The organism is Streptomyces sp. NPDC048734, from assembly GCF_043198675.1.
GTDB lineage: Bacteria > Actinomycetota > Actinomycetes > Streptomycetales > Streptomycetaceae > Streptomyces.
Genome location: NZ_JBICUZ010000006.1, coordinates 285,145 through 307,704, shown reverse-complemented (window position 1 = coordinate 307,704; position 22,560 = coordinate 285,145). Strand labels below are relative to the sequence as shown.

Sequence of the window (22,560 nt, the reverse complement as noted above, 5' to 3'; positions counted from 1 at the left end):
GTCAGTACTCCACTTGCTGGCTGCGGCGGCGGATGACGGTGACCTCGTCGCGCTGGTTGCCGGTCGGGCCGTAGTAGTTGAAGGCGTAGGTGAACTGGGCGTAGCCGCCCGCGAGATGGGTGGGCTTGAGCAGGAGCCGGGTCAGGGAGTTGTGGATGCCGCCCCGCCTGCCGCTGACCTCGGTCTTCGGGACGTTCACGTTGCGGTCCTGGGCGTGGTACATGTACACGGTGCCGGCGGGCATGCGGTGGGTGACCACGGCGCGGGCGGCGACGACGCCGTTGCGGTTGTACGCCTCGATCCACTCGTTGTCCCTGACGCCGATCTTCTCGGCGTCCTCCAGCGACATCCAGATGACCGGGCCGCCGCGGGACAGGTCGAGCATGTACTTGTTGTCCTGGTAGTTCGAGTGGATGGACCACTTCGAGTGCGGGGTCAGGTAGCGGACCGTGACCTCCGCCCGGCCGTCCTCGTGCAGGTGCTCGTCGCCGTAGTGCCGCGGGGTGTTCAACGGCGGCCGGTAGACGGGCAGTTGCTCGCCGAGTTCGGTCATCCAGTCGTGCTGGACGAAGAAGTGCTGGCGGCCGGTGAGCGTGTGCCAGGGCTTGAAGTGCTCGGTGTTGATGACGAACGGCGAGTAGCGGCGCCCGCCGGTCTCGCTGCCCGACCACTCGTAGGAGGTCATCACGGCACGCGGCTGGGTGCGGGTGTCGGCGAAGGTGATCCGCTCCGCCTCCCGCTCCGAGGCCAGCTCGACCAGACCCTCGCTGCCGGTCTGCCGCTCCAGTTCGCGGAATCCCTCGGTGGCCAGCCGCCCGTTGGTGGTGCCGGACAGCGCGAGGATCGCCTCGCACATGTCGGACGCGGTGGCCAGCGAGGGCCGCCCGGCGGCGACACCGTCGCGGACGGTCCCGCAGCGCCGCCGCAGCTCGTCGATCTCCTGGTCCGGGTGCACGGTGACGCCCTTGGTGGTGGTGCCCAGGGTGTCGAGGAGGGGGCCGACGGCGCGCATCTTCTGCGCGGTGGCGGCGTAGTCCCGTTCGACGACGACCAGCTTGGGCATGGTCCGCCCGGGAACCGGCTCGCACTCGCCGGCCTTCCAGTCCCGTACGACCCCGCCCGGCTGGGCGAGTTCGTCCGGGGTGTCGTGCAGCAGCGGCACGGCGAGGACGTCGGTGCGGCTGCCGAGGTGCTCGGCGGCCAGGTCGCTGAACCTGTCGGCGATGGTCAGGAACGTGTCGTAGTCGGTGCGGGCCTGCCAGGGCGGGGAGATGGCGGGGGTGAAGGCGTGCACGAAGGGGTGCATGTCCGTGCTGGACAGGTCGTCCTTCTCGTACCAGGTGGCGGCCGGCAGGACGACGTCGGAGAGCAGGCCGGTGGACGTCATCCGGAAGTCCATGGTGACCAGCAGGTCGAGTTTGCCCTCGGGGGCCTCCTCCCGCCACACCACCTCCTCGGGACGGCTCTCGGGCGGGGTCTCCTCGGAGCGCACCGCCGCGTCGGTGCCCAGCAGGTGGCGCAGGAAGTACTCGTTGCCCTTGCCGGAGGAGCCGAGCAGGTTGGCCCGCCACACGGTCAGCACCCGCGGGAAGTTGGCCGGGTCGTCGGGGTCCTCGGCGGCGAACCGCAGCCGCCCGGACTTCAGTTCGTCGACGATGTGCTCGGCGACCGGGCGGCCCGCGGCGGCCGCCTCGTCGGTCAGGTCGAGCGGGTTGCGGTTGAAGCCGGGGTGACCGGGCGTCCAGCCCAGCCGCACGGCCTGCGCGAGGGTGTCCGCGAACCCCTTGCCCTTGAAGCGGCCCTCGCCCAGCGGCGAGGCCAGCTCGTCCGGCCCGAAGGCCTCGTAGCGCCACTGGTCGGAGTTCAGGTACCAGTACGACGTGCCCGCCATGTGCCGGGTGGGGCGCTGCCAGTCGAAGGCGAACGCGAGGTGCTGGAGGCCGGTGACCGGGCGGACCTTCTCCTGGCCGACGTAGTGCGCCCAGCCGCCGCCGTTGACGCCCTGGCAGCCGGTCATCGTCGTCAGCGCCAGGAAAGCCCGGTAGATGGTGTCGGAGTGGAACCAGTGGTTGGTGCCGGCGCCGAGGGCGATCATGGAACGGCCGTTGGTGCGCTCGGCGTTGCGGGCGAACTCGCGGGCGATGCGCGCCGCCTGCTCGGCGGGGACGGAGGTGACCGTCTCCTGCCAGGCGGGCGTGTACGGCTCGGCCGCGTCGTCGTACGAGGTGGGCCAGGTGCCCGGCAGACCGGGGCGCGCGACGCCGTACTGCGCCAGCATCAGGTCGAAGACCGTGGTGACCAGGCGCCCGCCGATCCGCCGCACGGGCACCCCGCGGACCATGACCGAGCCGCCCTCGGTGTCGCCCTCGTCGAAGCGGGGCAGCGCCACGGCCACGGTGTCCTGCGCACTGCCGAGCAGGCTCAGCTCGGGCACGGTGTCGCCCAGGTCGAGGTTCCAGCTGCCCTTCCCGGCCTCGCCCCAGCGGAAGCCGAGCGAGCCGTTGGGCACGACCGGTTCACCGGTGGCCGAGTCGAGCAGGACGGTCTTGGACTCGGCGTTCTCCGTGTCGTGCCCGAGGTCGGCCGCGGTCAGGAACCCGTCCGGGACGAGGCCGCGGTCGTGCTCGCGCAGGGTCACCAGGAACGGGGCGTCGGTGAACTTGCCCAGGTAGTCCCGGAAGTAGGGCACTTCGCGGTCGACCAGGAACTCGCGCAGGATCACGTGGCCCATCGCCATCGCCAGCGCCCCGTCCGTGCCCGGGTGCGGGGCGAGCCACTCGTCGGCGTGCTTGACGTTGTCGGCGTAGTCGGGGCTGACCGCGACGACCTTGGTGCCGTTGTAGCGGGTCTCGGTCAGGAAGTGCGCGTCGGGCGTGCGGGTGACGGGGATGTTGGAGCCCCACATGATCAGGTAGCCGGCGTTCCACCAGTCCGCCGCCTCCGGTACGTCGGTCTGGTCGCCGAAGACCTGCGGCGAGGCGATCGGCAGGTCGGCGTACCAGTCGTAGAAGGACAGCAGGGTGCCGCCGATCAGCGAGTGGTACCGGGCGCCCGCCGCGAACGACGCCATCGACATCGCCGGGATGGGGGAGAAACCCGCGACCCGGTCGGGGCCGTACTCCTTGACGGTGTGCACCTGCGCGGCGGCGACCAGCTCGCTCACCTCGTCCCAGTCCGCGCGCACCAGGCCGCCCTTGCCGCGGGCCCGCTTGTAGGCGCGGGCCTTCGCCGGGTCGGAGGTGATCTCGGCCCAGGCCGCCACGGGGTCGCCGAGGCGCCGCCTGGCCTCGCGCCACAGCTTGAGCAGGGCGCCGCGGACGTAGGGGTAGCGCACCCGGCTGGGCGAGTACGTGTACCAGGAGAAGGACGCGCCGCGCGGACAGCCGCGCGGCTCGTACTCGGGGCAGTCCGCACCGATCGAGGGATAGTCGGTGGCCTGGTGCTCCCAGGTGATGATCCCGTCCTTGACGTACACCATCCACGAGCAGGAACCGGTGCAGTTGACCCCGTGCGTGGAGCGCACCACCTTGTCGTGCGACCAGCGGTCGCGGTAGAAGCCCTCCCAGGCCGGGTCCCCCTCGCCGAACACGGCGCGCCCGTCGGCGGACACCTCGCGACGGGTGAGCAGTCTGCGGGCGGCCAGCGGCCAGCCCTCACCGGTGCGCGGCGCCTGACGCCGCGCGCTCTGATCGTTCTCCATGGCCGGAACGCTATGGGCGCGCACGCCGGCGCACCCGGGGCCGGCGGTCCCTGCCGGGCGGCTTTCCGGCCCCATCCGGCCGGCCGCAACAGGGCCGAACGGCCCTGGCGGCGGGGCCCGGTCGGCCGGGGAGCAGGTGGGTCCGGAGGTGCATGCTGGGCACTGACCGAACCGCGCAGGCCCGTCCGGACGACCGCATCACGTGCCTGCCGGGTGGCCGAATCCCCCCGTCCCCGGCCACCGCGGGCACAGCGCGTACGGAGCGCGGCCCGGTTCGGTCGTGCGTCCGGCCGCCCCTCGCGGCCGGACGCAGCAGTGCCCCGACCGACGCCGACAGCCGGGAGGGCGCCGCGTGTCCCGCACGGCCACGAACGGGCCGCACGGCCCGGAGCCCTCGGACGGCACGAAGGACCGCCGTACGGACGCGTACGACCTGTACGCCCGGCGGCACCGCACGCTCCCCGGAGCCCTGTACGCCCCCGGCTTCCGCACCGCAGGCCGCGAACGGCCCGCGCACCCGCCACCGGGCGACCCAACCAGCCACCCCCACCGCCGGGCGACCCACCCAGCCACCAGCCACCAGCCACCGGACGATCCACCCATTCACCTGTTACCGAACGCCCCACCCGTTACCGAACGCCCCACCCGCTACCGAACGCCCCACCCGCCACCGGCCGGCCGAGCCGACCGTGACCTGCTGGAGACACCCGATGAGCATGCTCACCCTCGCCTCGGCCCCCGAGGACGCCGCGGCCCTCGAAGGGGCCGAGGCCCACCACGCCCGCCTGGCCGGTGAGCTGGCCGGGCGGGTGACGATGCTGCTGACCGCCGTGGACCGGGACCCGGCCGCCGCCGAGCGGATCCACACCGGCCTCGTGGCCTTCTGCGACCGCTCGCTGCTGCCGCACGCCGCCGTCGAGGAGGCCGCGCTCTACCCCGCGGCCCACCGCATGCCCGAGGCCCGCCTGCTCATCGAGAGCCTCGTCGGCGAACACCGCTGTCTCACCGGGCTCGTCGACGCCCTGCGCTCCGCACCCGGCCCGGCCGGCGCGGCGGCCGACGCCCGGGCCCTGCAGGTGCTGTTCGAGGAGCACGTGGCCAAGGAGAACGGCCTGGTGCTCCCCCTGCTCGCCATGACGCCCGACGTCTCCCTGGCGTCGCTGCTCGCGGACATGCACCACCGGCTCGCGAACGGTACGGCGGTCGACAGCGGTGCCCCACAGGCGCAGGACGACGAGAACGACGAGAACGACGAGAACGACGAGGAAGGACACGACATGCGAGGACAACGGACCGACGGGACCGGCGGGACCGGCGGCTGCGGCGGGGTCTGCGGCTGCGGCGGTGCACAGGAGGCGGCCGAGCCCGAACTGGACGTGCGGGAGGTTCCGCACTCGCTGCGGCACGCGGCGGTCTTCGGCGCGCTCGACGCCGTCCCGGCGGGCACCGCGGTGATCCTGGTCGCCCCGCACGACCCGCTGCCCCTGCTCGCCCAGATCGAGCAGCGCAGCCCGGGAGTCTTCTCGGTGGAGTACCTGGAGAGCGGCCCCGAGGCCTGGCGGCTGCGGCTCAGCCACTGCTGAGCCGCCCCCCCCCCCCCCGCCCCGGGGGGGGGGCCCCCCGGGGGCGCCCCCCCCCGCGGGGCCCCGCCCGGGCCCCCCGGCGCCGCGGGGACAACCGGGGGGGTGGTGTCGGGGGGGGGGGCCCCCGGGGCGGGGGGGGGGGGGCCCCCCCCGGGGGCCCCCCCCCCCCCCCCCCCGGCCCGGGGGGGGCGCCCGGCCGCCCCCGCCGCCGACGGCGGGACAGCTCCGTACCCGCCGGAACACGAGGAAACACGAGGAAAGAGGGACGACACGTCATGGACGGATCACCACGCCGGGCCGGCATCCTGCTCGGGACCGTCGGGACAGCCCTGGCAGTCGCCGGACCGGTCATGCTGTGGCGCGGCCGTAGCGGCAGGAAGGAGATACGCGACGAACTGGCCGCCCAGAAGATCACCTTCCCGGACCGCGGCCTGCCCGCCGAACTCGCCGCCCATGCCGGCCGCCCGGTGGAAACCGGCCCCGACGCGCACGCGTACGCCGAGTTCATCAAGGGCAACCTCGCCCACGCCACCGGCGGCCGCACCTACGCCGAACTCAGCGCCGAACTGCACGCCGCGGGCGACGACGAGAAGCTCGCCGAGCTGCGCCAGACCGCGTTCATGGGCCAGACCCTGCGCGCCTCCCTGATGTCCGCGTACCAGGCATGGCACCTCACCACCCTGGTCACCGGCCTGGGCACCGCACTGACCGGCCTGGGCGTCGCACTGGTGGCCACTGCGGACGCCCTGACGTCCCGCTCCTCGCACCACGCCTGAACCCGCGACGCCGGCACGCACGAGAGGACCGCGGATCCCGTCCCCGGAGGGGGCACGCCCGGGCGGCACGCCCGGGCGGCACGCCCGGGCGGCACGCCCGGGCGGCACGCCCGGGCGGTACGCCCTTGGCGTGCCCCCTTGGCGTGCCCCCTTGGCGTGCCCCCTTGGCGTGCCCCCTTGGCGTGCCCCCTTGGCGTGCCCCCTTGGCGTGCCCCCTTGGCGTGCTGCCGGGCACGGTGGCTGCGGCGGGTTGCCGCGGCCGTTGTTCCGTGGGCGGGGTGCGGAGGTGTGCCTTCCCTCGGCAGCGCTGTCGTCCGTCGTCGTTCCGGAGGCGGCAGGACACGACGCACCGCTTTCGTCGTCGCCCGCGGACAAGGTGCGCCGCTTTCGTCGCCCCCTCCCGGAGAAGGCGCGCGGTCTTCGCCGCAGCGTCCCCAGCGCCCGCCGCCGCCCCGCCCGCCGCCGCCCCGCCCGCCTCCGCCCCGCCCGCCTCCGCCCCGACGGCCCGTTCGGCCCTGTTCACGCCTGCCGGAGAGGGACCGTCGGCCCTGGGGGAGAAGACCATCGGCCGCCGCGCCGACCACTGCCGCCGGTGGATGCTGACGGCGACCGATCCGGAGGTACACCGTGCACGACCACGTCGACCGCCCTCGAGGCCGAGCCCATCGATGCCACCCGCGGTGGGTGCCGCGCACGGTCCGGCCCGGTCACCGTCCGGCCGCCCGCCTCGTCTGCCCTGACTCCAGGGCGGCCGGACACAGCCTCAGGGCGCTGGGCAGGGCCGTACGATGACCGACACCGCCCAGTCCGGCGCCACTCATGCAGACACCGCCCAGTCCGGCGTCGCCCGTGCGGACGCCGCCCGTGCCATCCGCCGCCAGCGCCACGACGCGGGGGAGCGGCCCTTCATCGTCATCTGGGAGTCCACCCGGGCCTGCCCGCTCGCCTGCCTGCACTGCCGTGCCGAGGCCGTGCCCGACCGCGATCCGCGCGAACTGGACACCGCCGCCGCCAAGGACCTGCTGGGCCAGGTGGCCGCCTTCGGGCAGCCCGCCCCGCTGTTCGTGATCACCGGCGGCGACCCCTTCCAGCGCCCGGACCTGAACGAACTCGTCGCTCACGGCCGCGAGATCGGCGTCCGGGTCGCGGTGTCCCCGTCCGGTACCCCGACGCTCACCGCGGAGCGGCTGCGGGACCTGCACGCGGCCGGTGCGGTCGGCCTCTCCCTGAGCCTGGACGGCTCCACCGCGGAGGTCCACGACACCTTCCGCGGGGTGCCCGGGGTGTTCCGCTGGACCCTGGACGCCTGGGACACCGCTCGCGCCCTCGGCATGAAGGTGCAGATCAACACCACGGTCGCCCGGCACAACCTGCACGACCTGCCCGACGTCGTCCGCCTCGTCGCCGAGCACGGCGCGATGCTGTGGAGCGCCTTCTTCCTGGTCCCCACCGGCCGTGGCCGCAGCCTCGGCGCGCTCACTCCGGGCGAGGTGGAGGACGTCCTCAACTTCGTTCACGACGTGGGTCTGACCGTGCCGGCCAAGACCACCGAGGCCCACCACTTCCGCCGCGTCGCCCTGCAACGCCAGGTCCTGGCCGCCGCCGGCGACGACCACGTGGCGGTGCTCGGACTCGGCCCGCTGTACCGGGAGCTGCGCGACCGGGCCGCCGAACTGGGCCTGGACACCGGAGCGCGCCGGACACGCCGCCCGCCGCTCGACGTCAACGCGGGCCGCGGCTTCGTGTTCGTGTCCCACACCGGCACCGTGCACCCCAGCGGATTCCTGCCGCTGGGCGCCGGAAGCGTCCGCGAGACACCGCTGACGGAGATCTACCGCACCTCGGAGCTGTTCACCGGTCTGCGGGACGCCGACCGGCTGGGCGGCCGGTGCGGCGCCTGCGAGTTCCGCCGGGTCTGCGGTGGCTCGCGGTCCCGGGCCTACGGCGTCACCGGCGACCCGTACGCCGAGGAGCCGTGGTGCGGCTATGTCCCCGGTTCCTTCCCCCGCCGCCGGGAACTGGCCGCGCTGCTGGCCGGCACCGCCCCGGAGGGTGGGCGGCCCCGCCGACGCGTGAGCGCCGCCGCGCCGGGGCGGGACGGCGGCACGAGTACGGGCACGAGTACGGGCGCGGGTACGGGCATGGATTCGGGTACGGGTGCGGGTACGGGTACGGGCATGAGTTCAGGTACGGGCATGAGTTCAGGTACGGGCACGACCGGGCACGGGGGAGCGGCATGACCGCCGTCGTCGGTGGACCGCCCCCGACCGGTGACGTGAGCGGAGCGGGCAGGTACCCGAGCCGGTTCCGGGAGTCCGGGGTGAAGGCCCGCCACCTGCGCGCCCACGCCCTGGTCGTGGCATGGCTGGGCCTGGCCCTGGCGGCGGTCGCGGCGCAGGAGTCGCTGCCGGTGGCCCGCTGGCTGGCCGTGCACATGTTCCTGCTCGGCGCCGTCACCACCGCCGTCCTGGTCTGGAGCGAGCACTTCGCCGTCGCCCTGCTGCACGCGAGGATCCCCGACGAGCGCCGGAGCACCGCCCGGCTGGCCACGGCCAACCTCGCCGTGGCCGGGCTGCTCCTCGGCGTGTGGGCCGCCCGGCCGCTGCTGACCGCCGTCGCCGCCGTGGCACTGGTCGCCGCCGCCACCGCGCACCTGGTCATGCTGGTCCGTCTCGGCCGGGGCGCCCTCGGCGGACGGCTCAAGCCGATCGTCTCCTACTACCGGGCGGCCACGGCCGCCCTGATCGCGGGCACCGTCCTCGGCGCGCTGCTGGCCGGCGGCGGGGCCGGCGGGCCCGACCGGTACGCCGGGCTGCGCCTGGCGCACCTGCACGTCACGCTGCTCGGCTGGATCGGGCTGCCCGTCCTCGGCACGCTGTTCATGCTGTGGCCCACCGTGCTCGGAGTACGGATGAAGGGCCGCACCACGAAGGTGTCCCGACAGGTGCTGTGGCTCGCCGGCGGCGGGCTGGCGACGGCGGTCACCGCCCTGGCTTTCGGCCGGCGCTGGCCGGCCGTGGCGGGCCTCGCCCTCTACCTGGCGGGAGTGGCCCTCGCCGCCCACCTGCTCGCCCGTACCGCGCGCCACAGCCGGCCCGTCTCCGCAGCGGCGGCCTGGACGCTCGCCGCCGCCACCTGCTGGCTGGCGGTCGCGGTGACGGTGGACCTCGCCCGGCTGGCCACCGCGCCGCTCGCCGCGGCGCAGACCGCGATCGACGCCCTGCTCCCCGTCCTGCTCGTCGGCTTCGTCGCCCAGGTCCTGATCGGCGCGCTCACCTATCTGCTGCCCGTCGTCCTCAGCACGGGGCCGCGGGACCGTGCGGCCGTCCGGGCGCTGCTCGAGCGGGGCTGGCTGCCGAGGGCGGCGGCGCTCAACACCGGTGTCGCGCTGGCGGCTCTCCCGCTGCCCGGCCCGGCGCCGACGGCGGGCCTGCTGCTGGCGGCACTGTCCGCAGGCGCGTTCCTCGCCCTGGCCGTGCCGGTGCTCGTCCGAGGCGGCAAGGGACTGCCGTCGGACACGGGCGGCGGGTCACGGCGCCCGGCACTGTGGGGCACCGCCGCAGGTGCCGTACTCACCGTCCTGGCCGTACTGGTGGCCAACAGCGGAGGAGACCCGGCCGGCGGGACGAACGCCGCCGGGACGGCGGGTGCGGGCGCCGGCGCCACCCGCACGGTCGCCGTCACCATGGCCGACATGCGCATCCGGCCGGCCCGCGTCGAGGTCGCGGCGGGCACCTCGCTGCGGCTGGAGGTCACCAACGACGACACCCAGCGCCATGACCTCAAGGTCGAGGACGGTCCCGCCACCCCGATGCTCGCCAAGGGCGACACCCGCGTCCTCGACCTCGGGCCGGTCACCCGCGACAGCCAGGCCTGGTGCACCCTGCCGGGCCACCGGGCGGCCGGGATGACCATGGACATCGTCGTGAAGGACGCCCCGGCGACGGACACCGCCGGCCACCAGGGACACACCTCGGTCGCCGCTCCCGACGACGGCACCCTCGACCTCTCCGCCGACTACTCCGCCGGCTGGCGGTCACGCGACGCGGCCCTGGCGCCCGCGTCCGGCGGGACCGTCCACCGGGTCGAGCTGCACGCCGCGCACACCACCGTCGAAGTGGCACCGGGCGTGCGGCAGCAGATGTGGACCTTCGGCGGCACCGCCCCCGGCCCCACCCTGCGCGGCAAGGTCGGCGACGTCTTCGAGGTCACCCTCGTCAACGACGACGCGGGCATGGGGCACGGTATCGACTTCCACGCCGGCGCCCTCGCCCCCGACCGGCCCATGCGCACGATCGAGTCCGGCGAACGCCTGGTCTACCGCTTCCGCGCCGAGCGCGCCGGGGCCTGGCTGTACCACTGCAGCACCGCACCGATGCTCCAGCACATGGGCAACGGCATGTACGGCGCCGTCGTCATCGACCCGCCCAACCTCGCGAAGGTGGACCGCGAATACGTGCTGGTCTCCTCCGAGCTGTACCTCGGCACGCCCGGCAGCACCGCCCAGGTGACCAAGATGCGGAAGAACACGCCGGACGCCTGGGTGTTCAACGGCATGGCGAACCAGTACGCCCAGCGGCCCCTGAAGCTGCGGGCCGGTGAACGGGCCCGCTTCTGGGTGGTCGCCGCCGGGCCCAGCGACGGCATCGCCTTCCACATCGTCGGCACCGTGTTCGACACCGTGTACAAGGAGGGCGCCCACCTCCTCGAACCGGGCGGGGCGGGCGGCGCGCAGGTACTGGACCTGGCGGCCGCGCAGGGCGGCTTCGTGGAGACGACGTTCCCGGAGGCCGGCCACTACCCCTTCGTCGACCACGACATGCGCCACGCCGAAGCCGGGGCCCACGGCATGGTGGAGGTGAGCGGCTGATGGACACCGTCGGCCTGTGGTCCCTGGTGCGGTTCGCGCACGTGGCCGGCGCCGCCCTGTGGGTCGGCGGCCAGCTGGCCCTCTCCCTGGTGGTCCTGCCGCTCGCCCGCCACCTGCTCGCCCCGGACGCCAAGGACCGTTTCACCGCCGCGGCGGGCCGCCGGTTCGGCCTCCTGACCGGGGCCGTGTTCCTGCCCGTGCAACTGGGCACGGGCTGGGCCATGGCCTGGCACCGGGGCGTCACCTGGGCCTCGCTCGCCGAACCCGGCTACGGCCGCACCCTGGCGACCAAGCTCGCCCTCTTCGCGGTGGTGATGCTCGCCGCGGCGGGACACGGCATCGCCCACGCCAGGGGCCGCGCCGCCCTGGCCCGTGCCCTGGCGGTCGTCTCCCTCGTCGGCTCGCTCGGGGTCGTCCTGCTCGCCACGGCCCTGCCCGTCACCTGACCGGCGGCGACGGCGTGGGCCGTACGGCCGGCCACGGGCGCCGCCGGACACCGAGGACGTACGGCCCCCAGGACGGGGCCGGTCAACCCTCCCGCGGGCCGGGCGCGGCGACGCAGGCTCGGGGGTACAGAGGAAAGCGTGTGAAGGAGCCGTGATGCAGACCAGGGAAATCGTCGACGCCACAGCCGTTCAGGCCCTGCTGGCCGCGGCGGTGGCCGCGCCCTCGATCCACAACACGCAGCCCTGGCGGTTCGGCCTGGACCCCGAGAGCCGTTCGATCGAGGTCCGGGTGGACCGGCGGCGACGACTGCCGATGGCCGACCCCGATCTGCGCGCCCTGCACCTGTCGGTGGGCGCGGCCGTCCTCAACCTCCGGGTGGCCGCCGCGCACCTGGGCTGGGACCCCCTGGTCCGGCTGCTGCCCGCGGTGGACGACCCCGACCTGCTGGCCACGGTGCAGCTGGCGGGGCACCGCGCGGACCCGCCGCCCCTGCACGATCTGTACGACGCGGTCGAGCGCCGTCACACGAGCCGGATGCCGTTCACCGGACGCCCGGTCCCGGAGCCGATCGTGACCGAGATGATCGGCGCCGCCCGCGCCGAGGGCGCGCACCTGGAGGTGCCCGACATCCTGGGAACCCGCCGCCTGCTGCGCCTGACCCAGGCGGCGGAGATGCGCAACGCCGTCCACCGGGACCGGGTGGCCGAGGCGCGCGGCTGGATCACCGCTCCGGGAACGGACGCCTCCTACGGCATTCCGGCCACGGCGCTGGGGCCGCTGGACGCCTCCGGGCGGATGCCGGTGCGGGACTTCACCGGGACGCTGCCCGCCCGCTGGCTGCCCGCCCTGCGGTTCGAGCGCCACGCCCAGGTGGCGCTGCTGTGGACGCCCCGGGACCGGCGGGAGGACTGGGTGCGGGCGGGCCAGGCACTGGAACGCGTGCTGCTCACGGCGACCCGGCACGGGCTGCGCACGTCGATGCTGCACCAGGCGATGGAATGGCCGGACCTGCGGGCCGCGATCGCCGGCCCGAGGCGGCGCTGCTGCCCACAGCTGCTGATCCGCTTCGGGTACGGCCCCGAGGGCGGCCGCACCCCCCGCGCGGGCACGCCGCACCCCTGACTCCACCGCCCCCCTGACTCCGCGGCGCCGGACGGGGCCGGTCGCCTCTCGTCCGGGGGCCTCCCGCACCGGGTGCGGGAAGAGGGCCGGGCCGACGGTACGCAACCGTCGGCCCGGCCCTCACGCTCAGCGCGTCCGGGAACCCGGCAGGCCGCCCGTCACAGGGAAGCGCGCGTTCCCTTGAGCTCGCGTCCGCTGGTCATCTCGGAGTCGATCCGTACGAACACCGCGTCGCGCAGGGGCATCCAGGAGACGGGCCCCGACTGCGACAGCCGTTCGTGCTCGGCGGGGTCGGTCACCACGGTGGCCCGTCCCGTGACGACGACACTCCAGCCGGACTGGGTCGCCGCGTCGAACTCGTCGGCCTCGAAGGCGATCACGACGCCGTCGATGGCGCGGACGAGGTCGGAGTCCGGCGAGGTGCGCAGCAGCACGGAGTTGTCGGTGTCCAGGGAGAAGTTGATGGGGAGGACCGCGGGCAGTGCCTGCCGTGTGTAGACCACGCGGCCGACCGGGATCCTGGAGAGCAGACGCAGGCACTCCTGCCGGTCGAGTGCGCGAAAGGCATCGTTCTGGGACATCCGTCCATCGTCCCCGTGGTCGTGGTGCGGGGGTAGGGCCGACCGGCCCTTTCCCCCGTAGGGTCCGGGCCGACCGGCCCTGCCGTTGTTTCACGGGAGCCGTGCGGGCAAGCCGGTGAGGCGGAGGCGTGCGGGACGGCCGGCCCGGAAGGTGAGGACCGTCCGTCCTTCGGCAGGGACCCTTGGCCCATGCCCGTGGCGCGTCCCGGCGCGGACAGTGGTGACGGGATTCCGTTTCCCGGGCAAGAGGCCTGCGGGGCGTGCGCGATTCCCGGTGCGAAGCACCACCTTGGAGAGGGAAGGGATGGACAACATGGTCCAGCCGTCGAAGTCGAAGAGCGGCAGCTCGGCATCACCGGCGCCGGTGTCCCGCCGGGCGTGGCTGATGCTGGCGCTGTCCACCGTGGGTTTCGCGGTGAACTTCTGGGCCTGGGCGCTGCTCAGCCCCCTCGGCCCGCGGTTCAAGGACAGTCTCGACCTGTCGTCCTTCGAGCAGTCGCTGCTGGTGGCGGTCCCGGTCGTGGTCGGATCGCTGGGCCGTATCCCGGTCGGTGCCCTGACCGACCGGTTCGGTGGACGGGTCATGTTCCCGATCGTGTCGGCGGCCACCATCGTGCCCGTGCTCTACCTCGGCCTGGCCGGTCACTCCTCCCTCGCGGCCCTCCTGGTCGGCGGGCTCTTCCTCGGTGTCGGCGGCACCGCCTTCGCCGTCGGCGTGCCGCTCGTCAACGCCTGGTTCCCGCCCGAGCGGCGGGGTCTCGCCATCGGCGTCTTCGGCGCCGGCATGGGCGGCACCGCCATCAGCGCCCTGACCACGGTGAAGCTGGTCGACGCGAACAGCATGTCCACCCCGTTCCTGATCACCGCAGCGGTGCTGGCCGTGTACGCGGTGGCCGCCGCGCTGCTGCTGCGCGACGCGCCCGGCCGCACCGTGCCGACCGAGCCGCTGGCCCGCAGGCTGGCCGCCACCGCCCGGCTGCCCATCACCTGGCAGGCGTCGGCGCTGTACGCGGTCGCGTTCGGCGGTTATGTCGCCTTCTCCGTCTACCTCCCCACCTACCTCAAGACCGGCTACGGGCTCACCCAGGCCGACGCCGCGAACCGGATGGCCGGGTTCGTGCTGCTGGCGGTGGCGATGCGTCCGGTCGGCGGCTGGCTGTCGGACCGCATGGGCCCGGTCCGGGTCCTGGCCGGCTCACTGGCCGTGGTGGTGGCCGGCGCGGTCACCCAGTCGTTCACCCCGCCACTGGCACCGGTCGGCACCGTCGCCTTCCTGGCCATGGGCGCCGCGCTCGGCGCGGCCAGCGGCGCCACCTTCGCCCTGGTGGCCCTCCTCACCCCGGCCAACCAGGTCGGCTCCGTCACCGGCGTCGTCGGTGCCGCGGGCGGCCTGGGCGGATTCCTGCCGCCGCTGGTGATGGGCTCGCTGTACGGCGCGTACGGCACCTACGCCGCCGGTCTCGCCCTGCTCGCCGTCGTGGCCGCCGCGGCGCTCGCCTACACCCTCACCGGGATCCGCGCGGCCGCGGGCGGCGACGAGCGGAAGCGGAACAACGGCCACCGCCGCGACCACCGCCCCGCAGGCACCACCGCCTGAGGACCGGAGGCCCGTCGTACCGGAGGCGACGGTCCGACGACCGACGGCCCCAGGACCGACGGCCCCAGGACCGAGGACCCCAGGACCGAGGGCCCCAGGACCGAGGGCCCCAGGACCGAGGGCCCCAGGACCCACGGGCCCCAGGACCCACGGGCCGAAGAACCGACGCGCCGAAGAACCGACGCGCCGAAGAACCGACGCGCCGAGGAACTACGGAGAAGACCCATGTGCGAGTACTGCGGCTGCCAGGCCCTGGAGACGATCGACGAACTGACCCAGGAGCACGAGGAGGTCCTGCGACTGATCAGTCACCTCCGCCCGGCCCACCGGAGCGGTGAGACGACCCGGATGGCGCGGACCGCCCGTGAGATCGCGCGGGTGCTCGGCCCGCACACCCAGGTCGAGGAGGGAGGTCTGTTCCCGGCGCTGGCCGGGGACTTCCCCGAGCAGATCGCCGCCCTGGAGGCCGAGCACCGCCGTGTCGAGTCGGTTCTGGCCGAGGCCGCCGACGGCGCGCCCTCGGACCCGGACTGGCCGGACCGGCTGATGGACGCCATGGCCGTGCTGCGCGACCACATCCTCAAGGAACAGGATGGTGTCTTCCCGGCCGCGCTCGCCAACCTGAGCACCGAGGAGTGGGAGGCGGTCGAGGCCGCCCGGACCAGGGCGGGCAGCACCCTGTCCCGGCCGGCCGCCTGACGGGTCCCGCACGCCGGCCCCGGCACGGTGACGACTCCCCGAAGCCCTGTGCCCCGCTCGTTCCGAGCGGGGCACAGGGCTTCGCCGGCCCGGCCGCGACCGCACGGAGCCGGGGTGTCCCCGTCCACGGGTGGTCTCCTGTGTGACGTGTGTTGTTTCGTGGCGTGGTGTTGACCGCCGGGGGGATCATCCTCGTAGAGTCAACTGCGGCCGGAACCGATCACAATTCGAACGGACGTTCATGGCGTCCGGGGCGGAGTGGCGCGGTGAGCAAGGAGACCAGCCGGGAACGGCAGCGGGCGGGCATGGACGGCGATCTGGCGGAGGCGCTGGTGCGCAGCCGCCGGTTCTTCACCAGGGCGGAGGTCACCGACGACCTGCGCACCCTGCACAGAAAGGGCGGCCGGCAGGCTGACGAGTTCTACCGGGACCGCTGGTCGCACGACAAGGTGGTGCGTTCCACCCACGGGGTGAACTGCACCGGCTCGTGCTCGTGGAAGGTGTACGTCAAGGACGGCATCATCACCTGGGAGGCCCAGCAGACCGACTACCCGTCGGTGGGCCCCGACCGCCCCGAGTACGAGCCGCGCGGCTGCCCGCGCGGGGCGGCCTTCTCCTGGTACACCTACTCGCCCACCCGGGTGCGCTACCCGTACGTACGCGGCGTGCTGCTGCAGATGTACCGCGAGGCCAAGGCCCGCCTCGGCGACCCGGTGGCGGCCTGGGCGGACATCGTCACCGACCCGGAACGCGCCCGCCGCTACAAGCGGGCCCGCGGCAAGGGCGGCCTGGTGCGGGCGAGCTGGGACGAGGCGGTCGAGATGGTCGCGGCCGCGCACGTGCACACGATCAAGGCCCACGGTCCCGACCGGCTCGCCGGCTTCTCGCCGATCCCGGCCATGTCGATGGTCTCGCACGCCGCCGGTGCCCGCTTCTACTCGCTGCTCGGCGGCGCCATGTTGTCGTTCTACGACTGGTACGCGGACCTGCCGGTGGCCTCGCCGCAGGTGTTCGGCGACCAGACCGACGTACCGGAGTCGGGGGACTGGTGGGACGCCGGCTACCTGATCATGTGGGGGTCCAACCTGCCGGTGACCCGCACCCCGGACGCCCACTGGATGGCCGAGGCCCGCTACCGCGGCCAGAAGGTCGTCGCGGTGTCCCCGGACTACGCGGACAACGTGAAGTTCGCCGACGAGTGGCTGCCCGCCCAGCCGGGCACCGACGGCGCGCTGGCGATGGCCATGGGCCACGTCGTCCTCAAGGAGTTCTTCGTCGACCGCCGGACGGAGTACTTCACCTCCTACGTGAAGCGGTACACCGACCTGCCGTTCCTGGTCACCCTCGACGAGGCGACCGGTGAACCGGGCACCTACACACCCGGCAAGTTCCTCACCGCCGCCGACCTCGGCGGGGCGGCGGCCACCGCGGAGCACGCCGAGTTCCGCACGGTGCTGCTGGACGCCGCCACCGGGCTGCCGGTGGTCCCCAACGGCACGCTCGGCGACCGCTACGGCGAGGCCGGCGCCGGGAAGTGGAACCTCGACCTGGGGGACACCGACCCGCTGCTGTCCGCCGAGGGCGGCGGCGAGACACCGGTCGCGGTCGGCCTGCCACGCTTCGACGCCCCCGACGGCAGTGCGGGAGGGCTGCTGCGCGGCGTGCCGGTGCGCCGGGTGGCCGGACGCCTGGTGACCACGGTGTACGACCTGATGCTCGCGCAGTACGGGGTGGCCCGTGAGGGCCTGCCCGGCCGGTGGCCCTCCTCGTACGAGGACGCGGCCGAGCCGTACACCCCGGCCTGGCAGGCGGCGATCACCGGAGTGGACGCGGACCGGGCGGCGCGGATCGCGCGCGAGTTCGCCGCGAACGCCGAGGAGTCCCGCGGCCGTTCGATGATCATCATGGGGGCGGGCACCAACCACTGGTTCCACTCCGACACCATCTACCGCGCCTTCCTGACCCTGACGACGCTGACCGGCTGCCAGGGCGTCAACGGCGGCGGCTGGGCCCACTACGTCGGCCAGGAGAAGGTCCGCCCGATCACCGGCTACTCGGCGATCGCGACCGCCGCCGACTGGAACCGGCCGGCCCGGCTGATGATCCAGACCGCCTACTGGTACCTGCACGCCGACCAGTTCCGCTACGACCCGTTCTCCGCCGACACCCTCGCGGCGGCCGGCCCGGGCACGGGCGGCCCGTTCGCCGGGAGGACCACGGCGGACGTCATCGCGCAGTCGGCGCGGATGGGCTGGATGCCGTCGTACCCGACCTTCGACCGCAACCCCCTCGACCTGGCCGACGAGGCCGGCGCCGCGGGCCGTCCGGTCGCCGAGCACATCGTGGACGAACTGAAGGCGGGGCGACTCCGGTTCGCCGGCGAGGACCCGGACGCACCGGAGAACTTCCCGCGGGTGCTGACCATCTGGCGGGCCAACCTGCTGGGCTCCTCGGCCAAGGGCAACGAGTACTTCCTCAAACACCTGCTCGGCACCGACCACGCGGTCCGGGCGACCGAGGCGCCGCCGGACGCCCGCCCACGGGACGTGGTGTGGCGGGAGGACGCCCCCGAGGGCAAGCTCGACCTGCTGCTGACGCTGGACTTCCGCATGACCAGCACCACGGTGTTCTCCGACGTGGTGCTGCCGGCCGCCACCTGGTACGAGAAGCACGACCTGTCCAGCACGGACATGCACCCCTTCGTGCACGCCTTCAACCCGGCGATCGCCCCGCCCTGGCAGACCCGCACCGACTGGGACGCCTTCCACACCCTCGCCAAGGAGTTCAGCCGCCAGGCCGCCGACCACCTGGGCGTCCGCACCGACGTGGTCGCCGCCGCACTGCAGCACGACACCCCGGACGAGATGGCCAACCCGCACGGCCGGGTGCTCGACTGGAAGGCGGGAGAGTGCGAGCCGGTCCCCGGCCGCACGATGCCGAAACTGGTGACGGTGGAGCGCGACTACGCGGCCGTCGCCGACAAGATGGCCGCCCTCGGCCCGCTGCTCGACACCCTGGGCGCGACCACCAAGGGCATCACCTTCAAGGTCGACCGCGAACTGGAGTACCTGCGCCACAAGAACGGCACCGTGCGCGGCGGCGCGGCCGACGGGCGGCCCTCGATCGCCCGCGACACGCACGCCTGCGAGGCGATCCTCGCCCTGTCCGGCACCACCAACGGTCACCTCGCCACGCAGGGTTTCCACACCCTGGAAGCCCGCACCGGCACGAGGCTGGCGGACCTGGCGGCCGAGCACGAGGGCAAGCAGATCACCTTCGCCGACACCCAGGCCGCGCCGGTCCCCGTGATCACCTCACCCGAGTGGTCCGGCTCGGAGACCGGAGGACGCCGCTACTCCCCGTTCACCGTCAACGTCGAGCGCCTCAAGCCCTGGCACACCCTCACCGGCCGCCAGCACTTCTACCTCGACCACGACTGGATGACCGCGCTAGGTGAGCAACTTCCGGTGTACCGGCCCCCGTTGAACATGCATGCGCTCTTCGACGAGCCCCGCATCGGGGAGACGGGCGAGCTCGGCGTGACTGTGCGCTACCTGACCCCGCACAACAAGTGGTCCATCCACTCCGAGTACCAGGACAACCTGTTCATGCTCTCGCTGTCGCGGGGCGGCCCGACGATCTGGATGAGCACGCAGGACGCCGCCAAGGTCGGGGTGAAGGACAACGACTGGGTGGAGGCGGTCAACCGCAACGGTGTGGTCGCCGCCCGCGCGGTCGTCTCGCACCGCATGCCCGAGGGCACCGTCTACATGCACCATGCCCAGGACCGGCTCATCGACGTGCCGCGCACCGAGACCACCGGCCGGCGCGGCGGCATCCACAACTCCCTGACCCGCCTGCTGATCAAACCCAGCCACCTCATCGGCGGCTACGCCCAGCTCTCCTACGCCTTCAACTACCTCGGCCCGACCGGCAACCAGCGCGACGAGGTCACCGTCATCCGTCGTCGCACGAACCAGGAGGTGACGTACTGATGCCCCGTGGCGAAGCCGCCGTCGGACGCGTGATGGCCCAGATGGCGATGGTGATGAACCTCGACAAGTGCATCGGCTGCCACACCTGCTCGGTCACCTGCAAACAGGCGTGGACCAATCGCACCGGCGTCGAGTACGTGTGGTTCAACAACGTCGAGACCCGACCCGGCCAGGGCTATCCACGCCGGTACGAGGACCAGGACACCTGGAAGGGCGGCTGGGAACTCAACAAGAAGGGCCGGCTGGCGCTGAAGGCGGGCGGCCGGTTCAAGAAGCTGATCCAGATCTTCTCCAACCCGGTGCTGCCGTCCCTCGACGACTACTACGAGCCCTGGACGTACGACTACGAGACGCTGACCAACGCCCCGCTGCAGGAGCACACCCCGGTCGCCCGCCCCAAGTCCCTCATCACGGGCAAGGACATGAAGATCAAGTGGTCGGCGAACTGGGACGACGACCTCGGCGGCTCGGCTGCGACCAGCGAGAAGGACGTGCTGCTGAACGAGGTCTCCGAGAAGATCAGGTTCGAGTTCGAGCAGACCTTCATGTTCTACCTGCCGCGCATCTGCGAGCACTGCCTCAACCCGTCCTGCGCGGCCTCCTGCCCCTCCGGCGCCATCTACAAGCGGGAGGAGGACGGCATCGTCCTGGTCGATCAGGACCGCTGCCGCGGCTGGCGGATGTGCGTCACGGGCTGCCCGTACAAGAAGGTCTACTTCAACCACCGCACCGGCAAGGCCGAGAAGTGCACCTTCTGCTTCCCGCGTGTCGAGGTCGGCCTGCCCACCGTCTGCTCCGAGACCTGCGTCGGACGGCTGCGCTACATCGGCCTCGTCCTCTACGACGCGGACCGGGTCCTGGAAGCCGCCTCCACCCCCGACGACACCGGACTGTACGAGGCCCAGCGCGGCGTCTTCCTCGATCCGAACGACCCGCGGGTCGTCGCCGGGGCGGAGCGCTCCGGGATCCCCCGGGACTGGATCGAGGCCGCGCAGCGCTCCCCGATCCACGCCCTGATCAACACCTACAAGGTGGCCCTGCCCCTGCACCCGGAGTACCGGACGATGCCGATGGTCTGGTACATCCCGCCGCTCTCCCCGGTGGTCGACGCCGTCCGCGACACCGGCCGTGACGCCGAGGACCACCGCAACCTCTTCGCCGCGGTCGACACCCTGCGCATCCCCGTGGACTACCTCGCGCAGCTCTTCACCGCCGGCGACCCGGCGCCCGTCGACGCGGTACTGCGCAGGCTCGCCGCCATGCGCTCGTACATGCGCGACATCAACCTCGGCCGCGAGCCGGACGACGCCATCCCGGAGTCGGTCGGCATGACCGGCGAGCAGGTCTACGACATGTACCGGCTGCTGGCCCTGGCGAAGTACGACGAGCGCTACGTCATCCCGCCCGCCCACGCGGAACAGGCGCACAAGCTGGAGGAGCTGGCCACCGAGTGCAGCCTGGACTACGAGGGCGGCCCCGGCATGGGAGGCTCCGGCCCCTTCGGTGAGACCTCCGGCGGCGCCGCTCCGATCGCGGTGGAGAACTTCCAGGCCCTGCGCGACCGGCAGACCTCCGACACCCCCGCGGCGCCCACCGACAAGGCGACCCGGGTCAACCTCCTCAACTGGGACGGCAAGAGCTCGCCACCCGGCCTGTTCCCGGACAAACGGACCGGTACCACCGGCGACACGGACAGCGGCGGCGAGGTGGAGCCGAAACCATGATCAGGAAGACCGCACGCACACCCCGCACGGAGCCCTGGCACCCCCTCGCCTGGCAGACCCAGTCCCTGCTGCTCGCCTATCCGGACGACCAGCTCCGGCCCCGCCTCGACCTGGCCCGCCGGGCCGCCGCGGCAGCGCCCCCCGAGGTCCGGGACCCCCTGATCCGTTTCACCCGGCACACCGAGCGCACCCCTGCCGACGAACTGGCGGCCGCCTACGTGGAGACCTTCGACCACCGCAAACGCTGCTGCCCGTACCTGACGTACTACGCCCACGGAGACACCCGCAAGCGTGGCCTCGCGCTGCTGCGGCTGAAGCAGACCTACACCGCGGCCGGATGGCGCCTCGCCGACGACGAACTGCCCGATCACCTCGCCGTCGTCCTCGAGTTCGCCGCCACCGTCCCGGACACCGGCGCGACGCTGCTCACCGAACACCGCGCCGGTCTGGAACTGCTGCGGCTGGCCCTGGCCGACGAGGGCTCCCCGTGGGCGGACGTCCTGACCTCCGTGTCGGCCACCCTGCCCCCGCTGGCCGGCGACGACCGCGAGGCCGTCCTGCGCCTCGCCGCCCAGGGCCCGCCCGAGGAGCAGGTGGGCCTCGACCCGTACGCCTCCCCGGTATTCCTGCCGGACCCCGTCGTAGGAGGACCCCGATGACCGCGTCGGCGCAGCACACCATCCTCGCGGCCGAGGCCGGCACCGGCGACATCCTGCTGTGGGTCGCCCTGCCGTACGTCGTGCTGGCGGTGTTCGTCCTCGGCCACGTCTGGCGCTACCGCTACGACAAGTTCGGCTGGACGACCCGCTCCTCCCAGCTGTACGAACGGCGCCTGCTGCGCATCGGCAGCCCGCTGTTCCACTTCGGCATCCTCGTCGTCCTGATCGGCCACATCGGCGGCCTCGTCATTCCCGAGAGCTGGACCGACGCCGCGGGGATCAGCGAGCACACCTACCACGTGTCCGCCGTCGTGCTCGGCACCCTCGCGGGCGTCGCCACCGTGGGCGGAATCGCCATCCTGATCTACCGGCGTCGCACCGTCGGGCCGGTGTTCTCGGCCACCACCCGCAACGACAAGGCCATGTACGTCTCCCTGACCCTGACCATCGCCCTGGGACTCGCCGCCACCGTGGCCGCCAACCTCGTCGGCGGCGGCTACAACTACCGCGAGACCATCTCCCCCTGGTTCCGGTCGATCTTCTTTTTCCAGCCCGACCCGGACCTGATGGCCGGCACCCCGATCCTGTTCCGGCTGCACGCCCTCAGCGCGCTCCTGCTCTTCGCGTTCTGGCCCTTCACCCGGCTCGTCCACATGCTCACCGCGCCGCTGGGCTACCTGACCCGGCCCTACATCGTCTACCGCAGCCGCGACGAGAGCCGGCTCGGCGCCCGGACCCCGCGCCGGGGCTGGGAACGCACGGGATCGTGAGCGAGGGATCGGCCCACCGTCCGGTTTCGGCTCCGGC

The 22,560-nt window shown here is 73.3% G+C and carries 14 protein-coding genes; 12 read left to right on the top strand and 2 right to left on the bottom strand.

The features are described 5' to 3' along the window. Position 1: 1 nt before the first annotated feature. Positions 2 to 3,700 carry a nitrate reductase subunit alpha gene (locus tag ACGFQC_RS18620; RefSeq protein ID WP_363092944.1) on the bottom strand — a complete coding sequence of 1,233 codons (3,699 nt, stop codon included), beginning with the start codon at positions 3,698 to 3,700 and terminating at the stop codon, positions 2 to 4. Positions 3,701 to 4,410: 710 nt separating this feature from the next. Between ACGFQC_RS18620 and ACGFQC_RS18615 the strand changes: the two genes are divergently transcribed. The 6 genes from ACGFQC_RS18615 (at position 4,411) to ACGFQC_RS18590 (ending at position 12,498) form a co-directional block, all read left to right on the top strand. Continuing rightward, entirely contained in the window at positions 4,411 to 5,283 is an 873-nt protein-coding gene (locus ACGFQC_RS18615; RefSeq protein ID WP_363092945.1) for a DUF2249 domain-containing protein, read from the top strand. 275 nt (positions 5,284 to 5,558) lie between these two features. Beyond that, complete coding sequence (locus ACGFQC_RS18610) at positions 5,559 to 6,059, top strand: hypothetical protein (RefSeq protein ID WP_363090491.1); 501 nt, start codon at positions 5,559 to 5,561, stop codon at positions 6,057 to 6,059. A gap of 788 nt (positions 6,060 to 6,847) precedes the next feature. Continuing rightward, positions 6,848 to 8,299, top strand: coding sequence for a TIGR04053 family radical SAM/SPASM domain-containing protein (locus tag ACGFQC_RS18605; protein ID WP_363090492.1), 1,452 nt, complete (start codon positions 6,848 to 6,850; stop codon positions 8,297 to 8,299). Then, on the top strand, positions 8,296 to 10,929 hold the full coding sequence (locus ACGFQC_RS18600; RefSeq protein WP_363090493.1) for a multicopper oxidase domain-containing protein: 2,634 nt from the start codon (positions 8,296 to 8,298) through the stop codon (positions 10,927 to 10,929). The genes ACGFQC_RS18605 and ACGFQC_RS18600 overlap by 4 nt, the downstream gene beginning before the upstream one ends. After that, the gene (locus ACGFQC_RS18595) at positions 10,929 to 11,375 is read left to right on the top strand and encodes a hypothetical protein (protein WP_363090494.1); all 447 of its coding nucleotides are present in this window, start codon (positions 10,929 to 10,931) and stop codon (positions 11,373 to 11,375) included. The genes ACGFQC_RS18600 and ACGFQC_RS18595 overlap by 1 nt, the downstream gene beginning before the upstream one ends. 154 nt (positions 11,376 to 11,529) lie before the next feature. Continuing rightward, positions 11,530 to 12,498, top strand: a complete 969-nt coding sequence (locus ACGFQC_RS18590; protein WP_363090495.1) for an Acg family FMN-binding oxidoreductase — start codon at positions 11,530 to 11,532, stop codon at positions 12,496 to 12,498. 158 nt (positions 12,499 to 12,656) lie between these two features. Here ACGFQC_RS18590 and ACGFQC_RS18585 read toward each other — a convergent pair whose 3' ends face one another. Next, positions 12,657 to 13,079, bottom strand: coding sequence for a pyridoxamine 5'-phosphate oxidase family protein (locus tag ACGFQC_RS18585; protein ID WP_363090496.1), 423 nt, complete (start codon positions 13,077 to 13,079; stop codon positions 12,657 to 12,659). A 313-nt stretch (positions 13,080 to 13,392) separates the two neighbouring features. Here ACGFQC_RS18585 and ACGFQC_RS18580 point away from each other — a divergent pair, with 313 nt between their 5' ends. The 6 genes from ACGFQC_RS18580 (at position 13,393) to narI (ending at position 22,523) form a co-directional block, all read left to right on the top strand. After that, on the top strand, positions 13,393 to 14,676 hold the full coding sequence (locus ACGFQC_RS18580) for an MFS transporter (protein WP_393288421.1): 1,284 nt from the start codon (positions 13,393 to 13,395) through the stop codon (positions 14,674 to 14,676). Positions 14,677 to 14,901: 225 nt separating this feature from the next. Then, the gene (locus tag ACGFQC_RS18575; protein ID WP_363090497.1) at positions 14,902 to 15,375 is read left to right on the top strand and encodes a hemerythrin domain-containing protein; all 474 of its coding nucleotides are present in this window, start codon (positions 14,902 to 14,904) and stop codon (positions 15,373 to 15,375) included. 305 nt (positions 15,376 to 15,680) lie between these two features. Next, a complete protein-coding gene (locus ACGFQC_RS18570; protein WP_363090622.1) occupies positions 15,681 to 19,370 on the top strand; it encodes a nitrate reductase subunit alpha in 3,690 nt (1,229 codons plus the stop codon). Continuing rightward, entirely contained in the window at positions 19,370 to 21,094 is a 1,725-nt protein-coding gene (narH, locus tag ACGFQC_RS18565; RefSeq protein WP_363090498.1) for a nitrate reductase subunit beta, read from the top strand. The genes ACGFQC_RS18570 and narH overlap by 1 nt, the downstream gene beginning before the upstream one ends. Further along, entirely contained in the window at positions 21,091 to 21,753 is a 663-nt protein-coding gene (gene narJ, locus ACGFQC_RS18560; protein WP_363090499.1) for a nitrate reductase molybdenum cofactor assembly chaperone, read from the top strand. The genes narH and narJ overlap by 4 nt, the downstream gene beginning before the upstream one ends. After that, positions 21,750 to 22,523: a respiratory nitrate reductase subunit gamma gene (narI, locus tag ACGFQC_RS18555; protein WP_363090500.1), complete on the top strand. Its 774-nt coding sequence runs from the start codon at positions 21,750 to 21,752 to the stop codon at positions 22,521 to 22,523. Before narJ ends, narI begins: the two co-directional genes overlap by 4 nt. Positions 22,524 to 22,560 lie beyond the last annotated feature (37 nt).

What these genes read in the sequence shown, in the direction of transcription:
- ACGFQC_RS18600 (WP_363090493.1), top strand. Translation starts at nt 8,296, where the DNA reads ATGACCGCCGTCGTCGGTGGACCGCCCCCGACCGGTGACGTGAGCGGA.
- ACGFQC_RS18610 (WP_363090491.1), top strand. Translation starts at nt 5,559, where the DNA reads ATGGACGGATCACCACGCCGGGCCGGCATCCTGCTCGGGACCGTCGGG.
- ACGFQC_RS18615 (WP_363092945.1), top strand. Translation starts at nt 4,411, where the DNA reads ATGAGCATGCTCACCCTCGCCTCGGCCCCCGAGGACGCCGCGGCCCTC.
- ACGFQC_RS18580 (WP_393288421.1), top strand. Translation starts at nt 13,393, where the DNA reads ATGGTCCAGCCGTCGAAGTCGAAGAGCGGCAGCTCGGCATCACCGGCG.
- ACGFQC_RS18620 (WP_363092944.1), bottom strand. Translation starts at nt 3,700, where the DNA reads ATGGAGAACGATCAGAGCGCGCGGCGTCAGGCGCCGCGCACCGGTGAG.
- ACGFQC_RS18595 (WP_363090494.1), top strand. Translation starts at nt 10,929, where the DNA reads ATGGACACCGTCGGCCTGTGGTCCCTGGTGCGGTTCGCGCACGTGGCC.
- ACGFQC_RS18570 (WP_363090622.1), top strand. Translation starts at nt 15,681, where the DNA reads ATGGACGGCGATCTGGCGGAGGCGCTGGTGCGCAGCCGCCGGTTCTTC.
- ACGFQC_RS18605 (WP_363090492.1), top strand. Translation starts at nt 6,848, where the DNA reads ATGACCGACACCGCCCAGTCCGGCGCCACTCATGCAGACACCGCCCAG.
- ACGFQC_RS18590 (WP_363090495.1), top strand. Translation starts at nt 11,530, where the DNA reads ATGCAGACCAGGGAAATCGTCGACGCCACAGCCGTTCAGGCCCTGCTG.
- narI (WP_363090500.1), top strand. Translation starts at nt 21,750, where the DNA reads ATGACCGCGTCGGCGCAGCACACCATCCTCGCGGCCGAGGCCGGCACC.
- ACGFQC_RS18575 (WP_363090497.1), top strand. Translation starts at nt 14,902, where the DNA reads ATGTGCGAGTACTGCGGCTGCCAGGCCCTGGAGACGATCGACGAACTG.
- narJ (WP_363090499.1), top strand. Translation starts at nt 21,091, where the DNA reads ATGATCAGGAAGACCGCACGCACACCCCGCACGGAGCCCTGGCACCCC.
- ACGFQC_RS18585 (WP_363090496.1), bottom strand. Translation starts at nt 13,079, where the DNA reads ATGTCCCAGAACGATGCCTTTCGCGCACTCGACCGGCAGGAGTGCCTG.
- narH (WP_363090498.1), top strand. Translation starts at nt 19,370, where the DNA reads ATGCCCCGTGGCGAAGCCGCCGTCGGACGCGTGATGGCCCAGATGGCG.